Source organism: Thiomicrospira microaerophila, from assembly GCF_000934765.1.
GTDB classification, from domain to species: Bacteria; Pseudomonadota; Gammaproteobacteria; order Thiomicrospirales; family Thiomicrospiraceae; genus Thiomicrospira; species Thiomicrospira microaerophila.
In genome coordinates this window covers 663-12,261 of the sequence record NZ_KN882201.1, presented here as the reverse complement: position 1 = coordinate 12,261, position 11,599 = coordinate 663, and the positions used below count along the sequence as shown (strand labels likewise).

The window sequence follows — 11,599 nt, the reverse complement described above, 5'->3', positions numbered from 1 at the left end:
GGTGCTTCGGTTGGTGCGTCAGTAGGTGCGTCAGTAGGTGCTTCGGTTGGTGCTTCGGTTGGCTTAGGGATATCTCTTTCTGCGATGGTGTTTTTTACTTGCTGTGTTATTTCGTTTTTGATGCTAGTTGTTAGCGCACTTACGTCGAGTTTATCTGCCTCTTCACCTGCGTCAACTCGTTTTTTGACGGCATCCGTCACCGTTTGAACCGTTTTTGCAACAACCTCATCCAACGCGCCCCTAACGACATCAGCCCCTACGTCGGTTGTTGCTGTGCTTGACATATTCGTTTTAACCGCATCACGAACTTGTGATGTGACGGCTTGTATAAGCTCTAAACTCGCTGAACCAAATTCGGTGGTTAGTTTTTCAGTTAATTGTGCCGCCACCTGTGATGTCGCTTCAATTTCATTTTTTTGGTCTTTTTCAGCATCAGCTAGCTGGCCTTCAGCCACGAAGCCAAGCGACGTTTCAATCATTTCTTCGGCTTTAATTTTACCGCTGGTTATTTGCTCTACCCACCAGTCAACAAAGCCAGCTGGTATGTCCGCTTGCTTTATGGCATAGATTTTTTCGAACATAGCAATAACCAAGGTTTCAGGGTTTGGCTGTGTGTCGGTATTGGTAAAAAATTCATCGTTAAACAGTTTCTTCAATTGTGCTGACATGTGTCATTCTCCGTGGTTTAAAAATTAATTATTCAAATTGAGTTGGATAGATTAGCCTATCCATTCAGGTTGCTTGGTCGCATCCAACGTTGGGGCAAAATCTTCTGGCTGTCCGATAATAACCGCCCAACCCGATATATCTTGATTGAAGTTTGTTGCACCGTTAAACATATTATCCATATTTTTTACTTGCTCTGGGGTCCATTTGTCCAATAATTGGTTAAAATTCTGCGCACCTTTGAACATCGCGCTCATATCGATAGCGCTTGAGACATCCCAATCATTGATTGACTGGTTGAAATTACGCGCGCCTTCAAACGCACTACTAAAGTTGGTGACGTTTGATACATCCCAGTTATTTAGTGCCTGGTTGAAACTTATCGCATTATCAAACATACCACTGATATCAGTGACGTTTGATAGGTTCCAGTAGTTAATGTTTTGATTAAAGCTGGTGTCTGCGAATAAGTTTGACATGTCGGTGATTTGCGAGGTGTCGACATTATAATGTGAGTCGCCAAAACTAAATATAAAGCCATTGTCTTCAATCGCAAAACTGCCATCGCTGACGGCTTCACGCAGGCTATCTTCGTCAACAGTTAGGAGAATGGAGACGCCAAATTTAGGTAAAAAGTCTGGTGTTTTAGCTAGTTCAGATGTATTGTCAAACCGATATAATGGGGTTACGCCAGAAAGATGGGGCACCCACCAACTGCTTATATCCTGACTGAATGCTGAGTTTTTGTAGAACATTTCTCGCATACTGGTTACATTGGTTACGTCCCAGTTACTCAATGGTTGATTAAATACATCATTATATGCAAACATATTATTCATGTTTGTGACATTGGATACATCCCAGCTATTGAGTGGCTGGTTAAATGCCTTGGCGCCAGAGAACATAAAATTCATAAACTGAACATTACTGACATCCCAACTATCAATTGGCCTGTTAAAGGTTTGCGCGCCGTTTAACATTCCATTCATATCAATAACACTGGATACATCCCAGTCATTCAATGGCTGGTTGAAGGTTGGGGTAAAACTAAACATATAGAACATGTTCGTGACACTGGATACATCCCAGCTATTGATGTTCTGGTTAAAGCTATTGGCTGCTTTAAACATCTCCTTCATGCTTGTGACACTGGATACATCCCACTTATCTAATGGTTGGTTAAAATTACTGGTGCCTTCAAACATGCGTTGCATACTGGTCACACTAGAGACATCCCAGTGATTAATATCGCCATTAAATTCGCTATTTCTGAAAAGGCTGTCCATGTTCGTCACGCGAGAGGTGTCTATGGTGTTTGCGGCGTTTTCAATTGAATAGCTCACCCCGTCCTGCTCAATCACATAGGTTTTCTTAGCGATTGCATCGCGTAATTTCGCTTCCGTTACAACCAATTTTCCATCAATCACCGGCATTTTGCCCCAAGTCGGATAATGATCAAGATTAAGGGGTGAATTACTAGAAAAATCTCGAGGCAAACTACTAATTTTTGCTGGCGTCCAGTTGGTTAGATCTTGATTAAAACTCATGGGAATCCAAGAAACCGAGTTAAACATCCAATTCATGTTAGTTACATTAAACACATCCCAATCACCAATATCTTGATTGAAAGAACTTGCGGATCTAAACATATACTGCATATTTACGACATTAGATACATCCCAGCTACCGATATCTTGATTAAAGGAGCTGGCATGCTGAAACATCTCTTGCATATTTGTTACATTTGACACGTCCCAATATCCGATATCTTCATTAAAATCTGATTTGCTATTAAACAATCTATACATATTAGTAACTTGAGAGGTGTCGATGTTGTATTTCGAGTCACCGAAAGTGTATGTGATGCCTTCAGATTCTATGGCATAGGTGCCGTTTGATACGGCATCTCGCAGCTGTTGCTCTGTCACCGTTAAATAAAACTTATCAGGTACCGTTGGCTCGGTTGTGTTTTCACCTTCTTCAGGTTCAACGGGAACCGTCGGCGGTGGCATGAGTTTTTGTGGCTCAGCATTTAACACCCAGTCACCTAACGCAAGCACGGGTGCATCGTCAGTGTTAATCATAAACTCAATGCTTTGATCGGCAAATTCAATAGTTTGTGCCAAGCTGGCGGAACCCGGAATCATAATGCTGTCACCGTTCTCATGCGTCAATACGGCATGACTGCCATTACTGGTCGCGGTCCAACTCGCTGCATCACCGTGCAATTTAAAGGTATTTGAAGCAAACACGCCTTGAAACTGGAAAGACGCGCCTAGCTCTAAGTTAATAACGGTAGGCTTTTGGCTGCCATATATTTGAGCAACCAATCCTTCGGTGACCGTGAACTGCGTTAGGTTATCCCAAAACACAACTGAAACATTAAAATTCATATAAATAATTCCTTTAAAAAACCACAATGACGAGAATACACCTGCACACAAACACTAACACTTATTGCAAGCCTGCAAGCCATCTATCGCAATAAAAAACTTCTGAGCGCAAGTATAAAGCATTTCACTGGATGAATAAATACTTAACTACGCACTCTTTTGTTGTATAAAAATTATAATTCTTTATTTGCCCAGAATTAATAATAATAAAATTAGTAAAAAATACAGTAAATTATTGCTTCACAAAAAAGGCATTTTCAAGCACCCATTCTCGCTTAGCATCGCTTGAACCATCTCGCTCATCGGTTGCCTGGGTTGAAACAAGCTGGTTGGCGTTAATAAATACACCTTTATAAAGTGTTTTGCCTTGGTTTGCGTCGTTTAAATTTAATTTATTAATTTCAACCCCCGCGCTACTGAAATATGTACCAGAAAACTGGTAGGTGTAGTCGGCTGGATTTTCGTTAAGACTTGGTTTTTTAAAGCTATGCTTTTTGCCATCAAAACATTTTGCCATTTCACTGGCATAAGTACCATCCGCATTAAAGTGCCATAATAAATATCCGCTATCGGTATCGCCAGCGGTGCATGTATCACTTTGAATTGAAATATCGCCTGTTTTATACAACCAGCTACCAATAATCAAAGCGCCTGCTGGTGTTTCTGCTGGTGTTTGATTATTATCCGTTCCACCAGAATTACAAGCGGATAGCGAAGCAGTCGCCAAAACAATATAAAATAGTTTAGCTTTTTTATTCATAATAAATCCTTACAATTATTCTATCCAATAAGCCATGCATCTGGATAGTAAACCTCAGTTAAATAGTTGGCAAAATTTTCAGGCGGCATGTTAGTCAATGAATCCGTTTGCCATTCTGACAAGTCCTGATTAAAACTAACCGCATCCCACAACATACCGTCCATACTTTCTACTCTTGAGACATCCCAGTCCTTCAAGCTTTTATTAAAACTGGTCGCCCCTTTAAACATATCAGCCATATTGACAACCGCTGATGTATCCCAAGTCTCTATTTCTTGATTAAAAGACGTGGCTTGACCTAACATCCAGTTCATGTTCGTTACATTTGATGTATTCCAATCCCCAATCGGCTGATTAAATGCATAGGCTTGTGCAAACATCCAGCTCATATTCTCACTGCCGGAGGTATCCCAGTTTCCGATAGGCTGGTTAAACGCGTCTGCTAGCGCAAAGGTTCCACCAAAATCTTTAACATTTGATGTATTCCAACCGCTTATATCTTGGTTAAACTGTTTCGCACCCTCAAACATCCATGCCATATTCGTCACACTTGAAACATCCCAGTAACCAATATCACCATTAAAATCGTCGTCCTTAAACAATCCATACATGCTGGTCACTTGCGAAGTATCGACATTATAATCAGAATCCTCAAGCGTGTAATAGGTGCCTTTATGCGATATCGCATAACTACCATCCTCGACCGCATCACGCAATTGTTGCTCTGTTACAATTAGATAATTATCTCGAACTGGGTCAAATATAGCACCCACAACTTGGTTATCCGCGCTTAATGTGAGTTCACCTAAGTTAATCACCGGTTCAACTTGGTCTGTATTGATTTTTAGCGCAAACTCATCTTCACTATCATCAAATGAAATTGTCTGTGTGATCGTCGCGGAGGCGGGGATCATCACTTGATCACCTAAGCGATGTGTTAACAAGGCATGGCTCCCTTGACTGCTCACTTGCCAATCGGCTGGTGCTCCATGAAGCACAAATTGGTTGGGCGCAAACACACCTTTAAAATCAAATGAAGCCCCCTGCTCCAAGCTAATTCTTGTTGCACTTGATGCCCCAATCACTTGGGCAACCATGCCTTCTGGGATGCGCAAAATCGATAGATTGTTATGAATGATAGCCGTGAAATTGTATTGCATGCCTAGCCCCTAGTAAATAATAACATGAGCAACTTTACATTAAAAAAGCGACACTGTTAAGATTTTTGTTATTTTTCTTTAAACATCTGATTTCAGATAGGTTTATCACACATTTTAGGCATAGTGATGTTACAAGATGGCTTTAAGCGGGGTGTTTTGAGATGCCGTGCTTATGAATTAATTGTGCAAATAATCGCTTGATTTTATCAGGGGATTATTAAATAATGTCATCTTTAAAATTACTTAGCGCTGCAAACTTATTCAGCAGTTGATGTGTTTTTGCTTAGGCGTGTACTTGATTGCTCAACCCTCCCTACCGTGAGACTTAGACTATGCAAACTAAAAATGAAGTGTTATTTGTAATGAACAACGTTGAAGGTTATCTTGATGTGCATTTACGTGCGCCCAGTGATATCCGTTCGTTTATTCTTAATGCCGCACAGCCTGTACTGCCGCAAATGTTGGCGATATTAGAGAGCATTGATCAAAAAGTAACCGGTATGCATTTTATCAGCCACGGGCGGGATGGCGAGGTTGATCTCGGTGTTTCTCGGCTTAATAGTCAAACACTGGAACAAAAAAGTGATCTATTAAAGGCTATTGGCGAACAGTTAAGTGAGAATGGTGACATTTTGCTTTATGGTTGTGATATTGCCAAGTCAGGCGAAGGCTTGGCGTTTATTAGCGAGCTATCCAAAATCACAAAGGCGGATGTCGCTGCGTCTAACGATCCAACCGGCTATAAAACGAATTGGATTTTAGAGGAGCACATCGGTCAAATTGATACACAAACCTTAACCGACCTAGTGCCTCATGAGTTGTTCAGTGATCGATTCATTGATGCCAGCTATCGGTTTATGGAGAGTGCTGTTAATGTGTATGAGGGGGTTGGCAATTATATACACAACGCGGTTGGCGGCACGGTCAACTTTGTTGCAACACAGTTTACTAAGCTCACTTCTATTTTAGTGGATAAAGCGATTGATATCGCTATTTCGATGATCGACAAGGGCATTTGCTCTGTTAATAATATCGGCAACATGTCAACGAATTCGATGACAATAAGTAATAATGGCTCATTCTTTACCATTGGCGTTGATCAAATTTTCAAAATGGCGGAGTCCCTTGGTTATGGGTTAACGCAATTAGCAGGTCTGAGCGCAGAGCAGCGTAAGGGGCTTGTCGATTCGATTGTCGATACAATGTATGATTTTCAAGACAAGCTGCAAGCGATACAGAATGAAGTAGGCGTTTGGTTTACTAAAACCGAAGAACAGTTTATGACAATCACCGCCAACTACTTTAGCTCAAATGCCAATCTGTCGCCTTACACCAGCTACTATGATACTTGGCAAGACCTTCAGAAACAGGATCCACTTACCGCTAAAACCGTCTCGATTGCAACGAGTACTGTACCTACGATGCTAGAAACCGCTATGTTTGTTAAGTTGGATTTGAAAAAAATTATCAAGAAAAACTCCGTTAATGAAATTTTCCAGCAACTAAAAGCAAAACTAGGCGAGAACCTAAAGCTTGATGCGGCCACTTATGAAAAAGTAAAAAAACTATTAAGCAGTGACCAGGCCGCCGATGCCGACGAGGCCTTAGCGTTGTTAAAGCCAAGCATTGTCGAGGCCTATGGCAGAGATGATGGAGAATCCTATATTAAAGCCTTCGCAAAAAATACCATTGCCGTGCTTGAGGACTTGTTTAAGTACAACCGCCTTGAAGGCTTCGACATTAATCCGGGCTTAATGACCGAAATCACGGAACTTGAGGCGCGTGGTATCAACAGTGATCTGGTCGCTAAAATTACCAAGGTGCTTAATGAGTTTACGGTTGAGCGAAATTGTGCCGATGTGGGCGTGATGGCGGTGTTCCGCACCCCTAACCCAGAGTCTGACAAATGGATTCAGCAAGGCGTATTGATGAAGCCGATGGACATCAAAGCCAAAACATTAACGGATGTAGATTATTTTATCGCAGAAAATTACTACAAAACAATCGGCGCAGAACGATTCAGTGACGAGTTGGTTGGCTTGGTGGCGGTTTTCAAACCTGATGCCTCTGTTAACCCTGATATGCTGCATGCGTTTATGAATTATAGTGGCTTGGAAAAAAAGCAGGCACTCGAAATACTAAATAAGCGCATTGATTCAAGAAATGATGAGTTTAATAAACCAACCAACTATATCCATGGCTTAGACTCAAGTTACTACATTGAAGCCGCAACAGGCTTAGTGAAAACCAAAGTTTCGCTCTATGATAAACCGGCTAACTCAATTATCACGGCGGATTATGATCTGTGGGATATTCGTGATCAACACGGCGACCCGATTTCCAAAAGTGATCTACTTAGCATTGCCGCCCGCCTAGAAGAGGCGGGTGTGATCATGCATGGTGGTGTATCTACTTTCAAAGGCGAACACTTTTTAGATGCCAACAAAACCCCAGCCGAAATGGCAAAGCTGCGTGAAGGCTTGATTTGGGATGGCATCGATGGCAACCTGATTACCATCGATCAGCACGGCAGGGTTCTAGATGCCGCCGCCACCCATAAAAACTTCTATTCACTCGATAACAAGCCAGACTGGACACCACAAACCCCATTACCTACGTTTGGCGCCATTAAGTATGATGAAGATCCAACAGATCAACCTTACAATATTGAACTTTTAAGTAACGATATTGAAGTAAAAACTCTAGGAAATGACCATGAGATTAAGCTTACAATTCAAATTGATCGCCCCATAGAGGAGGATACGGTATTTTATTACGTAATAAACCCCGGCGAATCAACATTGTTAGCCAATAAGCACTATCAAACCAATACAGGAGTGGTTAAATTTAAAGCTGGTGAAAAATCTGCGGATGTAGCCATACCAATCCTATCTCCCGAAGGTGAAAAAGCAACTCACCAAGCATCCATCAGTCTCTACGCTCCAAGAGATATGAATATTCAACCTCATCACGTGATTAAGACAACCGTAAATCTAAACTATGACACACCTAATTTATTGCCTAGCGTCGAAATTAGAGGTACAACTGTTTTTGAAGGTGATGGCGACAATGATGTTTATGCAACCCTCAAGGTAATATTAAGTAAACCTGCTCTCTCAGACACACATATTTTTTATGAAACACGTGACATTACAGCAAAAGCTGGCGAAGATTATGTTGCCCAAGAAGATTCATTAGTGATTCGCAAAGGTGGATATATTGGTGAAATAAAAATCAAGATTATTGGTGATACAGTTTGGGAGCCTACCGAAGCCTTTCTTGTACGTATTACAGATGTAAATGGCGCACTAATGCCTGAGGGAAATAAGCAGTATGCTCCAGTAGTTATTATAGACAATGATATTTTAACAGAAGATATTCAATCTCCTGCGCAATTACTAACTGTAACTTTAGGCCTACCTAATAAAATAATACTGACCTTTGATAAGCCAATGACTCTTGCTTTTTCACTTCTTGATTCTTTTAAACTAGTTAATGCTACGAAAGACGAGAGGGATATCCCGAATTTTTTAGATTATGAGATTGATAAATCCCACCCAGAGCAAGTGACGATTACCCTTTCTCACAATATTAAAGCATCAGAACAAATTCAGCTTGAATACAATTTAGATGAGTCCGACAGGTTTTTTGACTTTACAGGTCAGGAGGTTTTATTTTTTAGTCCCGTATCTCTAGGGCAACTTGAAGAGGCAGTAAAGGTTGTTACATATCTTACAGTTACAATAGACCAATTATTGCAAGCAATTAGCAATGGTAGCTATGCTATTGAACATAAAGGAATAGTCTATACTTTCGAGGACTCTGCATACAATATTGATACATCCGAAATAACCAACATGAACTCCCTTTTTTTCAATGCCATTGACTTTAATTTAGATATTGGATATTGGGACACTTCAAACGTTACAGACATGGGTCGTATGTTTGGATTAGCAAGTGCATTTAACCAAGATATTGGAAAATGGAACGTTTCGAATGTAACGAACATGGATGGTATGTTCAATGGAGCAACTGAATTTAATCAGAATATAGGGGACTGGGATACGTCAAAAGTTACAAATATGGGCGCTATGTTTTGGGATGCTGGTTCATTCAATCACAGTATAGCGGACTGGGACGTATCGAGTGTCAGCAATATGTCGTCTATGTTTAGAAATGCATCTGATTTCAATCAAGATATCTCAAACTGGAATGTGTCAAATGTCAAAAATATGTTTGCAATGTTTTCCCATGCAAAATCGTTTGATCAAGATATTTCAGATTGGGTTGTAACGCAAATTAAAAGCTTACCCAGCAGCTTTTCCTCAGGATCTCCACTAAATGATACTCCTTCTTACTTCCCCGGTTGGGGTAAGATGCCCGTTGTTAATAATTCGATCATTGTAACCGAAGAAGCCTTAAGAGCAGCTATTAAAAATGAAACTTATGCTATTGAGCAAGATGGCGTAAGATATACTTTCGAAAACTCTGATTTCAATATTGACACATCAAATATAACCAATATGCACAGACTTTTTTACTTTAAATCTGATTTTGATTTAGATATAAGTTATTGGAACACATCTAACGTTACAAATATGAAAGAAATGTTTTATGGTGCTAAAACGTTTAATCAAGATATTGGTAATTGGAATACGTCAAACGTTACGGATATGAATAGAATGTTTTCGCTTGCTGCAACGTTCAATCAAGATATCGGCAATTGGAACACTTCAAATGTAAAAGATATGCGTTCAATTTTTAGCGGAGCAACGAACTTTAATCAAGATATTTCTAGCTGGTCTCTAGATTTACTTACAGATATGAGCTATATGTTTCATAACGCCAGAGATTTTAATCAAGATATTGGTCACTGGGATGTATCCAGCATTGATAACATGCAAGGTCTCTTCCACGGTGCACAGGCATTTAATCAAGATATTGGTCACTGGGATGTATCCAATGTTACGAATATGAGAACAATGTTTCAAAATGCACATTCATTTAATCAAGACATTGAGGCTTGGAATACCTCGAAAGTCAGCAATATGGATGGAATGTTTGCTGGTGCTACGTCATTCAATGGTGATATCAGTAGCTGGCGGATACCATTAATACAACATACTCCGAATCAGTTTGACAAAATAAACTCATGGATTACAACTGAAACTTACTGGCATCCGAGGTGGGGCGAGGAGCCTATTACGGAGCCTAAAATATTTCTTACTGTTACAGAAGAGCAGCTTCGCGACGCTGTTAAAAATGAATCGTATGCTATCGAGCATAATGGAATTACTTATACATTTGATGACACGCAATACAATATAGACACATCAAAGATAACCGATATGTCAGACCTTTTTAACGGTAAGAACACTTTTAATTTAGATATACGTTACTGGGATACGTCCAGCGTTACCAATATGAGCAATATGTTTTCACTTGCAGAATCATTTCAAAGAGATATTGGTAGTTGGAACACATCCAATGTTGCAAACATGAGTGGAATGTTTGCAGCGGCACGAAAATTTAATAAAGATATTGGGCAATGGGATACATCTAACGTAATAGACATGAGCGAAATGTTTTATGGTGCAAACTCATTTAATCAAAACATTGGTAGCTGGGATACGTCTAAAGTAGACAATATGAGCGAAATGTTTTTCGCTTCCAGGTCATTTGATCAAGATATTGGTTCCTGGAATACCTCTAATGTTAAAACCATGAGCGGTATGTTTGGATACACTCCTTTTAACCAGAATATTGGCAACTGGAACACCTCAAATGTGATTGATATGTCTTGGATGTTTTCAAATGCGAGAGCTTTTAATCAAGACATAGGTAACTGGGACATGTCAAAGATCCAGACAATGAATTATATGTTTGATCATGCATCTAACTTTAATCAAGATATAGGTAGTTGGAATGTTTCAAACGTAACCAAAATGGACGGTGTTTTTTATTATGCGACAGCATTTAATCAAGACATAGGCGATTGGAATGTTTCAAATGTAACCACTATGGGAGAGATGTTTGCTCATGCATCTAACTTTAATCAAGATATAGGTTACTGGGATGTTTCAAATGTTACATTTATGGATGCTATTTTCCGAGGCGCACAGTCTTTCAATCAAAACATAGGCAACTGGGATGTATCAAATGTTTCCCATATAAGCTGGGCGCTAAATGGAGCAACACAGTTTGATCATGATCTATCTGGCTGGTCACTACCTAAAATAGAGGAGGATTATGGTGGTTTTGCAGAAAATTCACCTATTGAAAATAAACCAGATTTTCTACCAGGGTGGGGTAAAATGCTGGTTTTAAATAACTCACTAATTGTTACAAATAATGCACTAAGGGAAGCTGCAAAAAGTGAAACTTATGCTATCGAGCAAGATGGCATTCTTTATACTTTTGAAGACTCAGAATACAATATTGATACATCTCAAGTAACCAATATGGCGGACCTTTTTAGAGGTTCGGCGGAGAATCCCAATACCTTTAATGGCGACATAGGTTACTGGAACACGGCTAATGTGACGGATATGAGATGGATGTTTTACGAGGCAGAGGCATTTAATCATGACATTGGTGGTTGGGATACTTCTAATGTCACC

General features: G+C 40.0%; 5 protein-coding genes. 1 reads left to right on the top strand and 4 read right to left on the bottom strand.

The genetic code is table 11. The features are described from left to right. From NA59_RS14060 to NA59_RS14660, 4 genes are all read right to left on the bottom strand, one after another. The coding region (locus tag NA59_RS14060) for a hypothetical protein (protein ID WP_044414357.1) at positions 1–668 on the bottom strand (668 nt) is incomplete at its 3' end. A gap of 51 nt (positions 669–719) precedes the next feature. Then, a complete protein-coding gene (locus NA59_RS14665; RefSeq protein WP_052501725.1) occupies positions 720–3,059 on the bottom strand; it encodes a BspA family leucine-rich repeat surface protein in 2,340 nt (779 codons plus the stop codon). 232 nt (positions 3,060–3,291) lie between these two features. Continuing rightward, on the bottom strand, positions 3,292–3,819 hold the full coding sequence (locus tag NA59_RS14050; RefSeq protein ID WP_044414354.1) for a hypothetical protein: 528 nt from the start codon (positions 3,817–3,819) through the stop codon (positions 3,292–3,294). Positions 3,820–3,839: 20 nt separating this feature from the next. After that, positions 3,840–4,979: a BspA family leucine-rich repeat surface protein gene (locus NA59_RS14660; RefSeq protein WP_052501724.1), complete on the bottom strand. Its 1,140-nt coding sequence runs from the start codon at positions 4,977–4,979 to the stop codon at positions 3,840–3,842. Between the two features lie 332 nt (positions 4,980–5,311). Here NA59_RS14660 and NA59_RS15445 point away from each other — a divergent pair. Further along, positions 5,312–11,599, top strand: a 6,288-nt coding sequence (locus NA59_RS15445) for a BspA family leucine-rich repeat surface protein (RefSeq protein ID WP_052501723.1), incomplete at its 3' end; no start/stop codon positions are given.

What these genes read in the sequence shown, in the direction of transcription:
- NA59_RS14665 (WP_052501725.1), bottom strand. Translation starts at nt 3,059, where the DNA reads ATGAATTTTAATGTTTCAGTTGTGTTTTGGGATAACCTAACGCAGTTC.
- NA59_RS14050 (WP_044414354.1), bottom strand. Translation starts at nt 3,819, where the DNA reads ATGAATAAAAAAGCTAAACTATTTTATATTGTTTTGGCGACTGCTTCG.
- NA59_RS14660 (WP_052501724.1), bottom strand. Translation starts at nt 4,979, where the DNA reads ATGCAATACAATTTCACGGCTATCATTCATAACAATCTATCGATTTTG.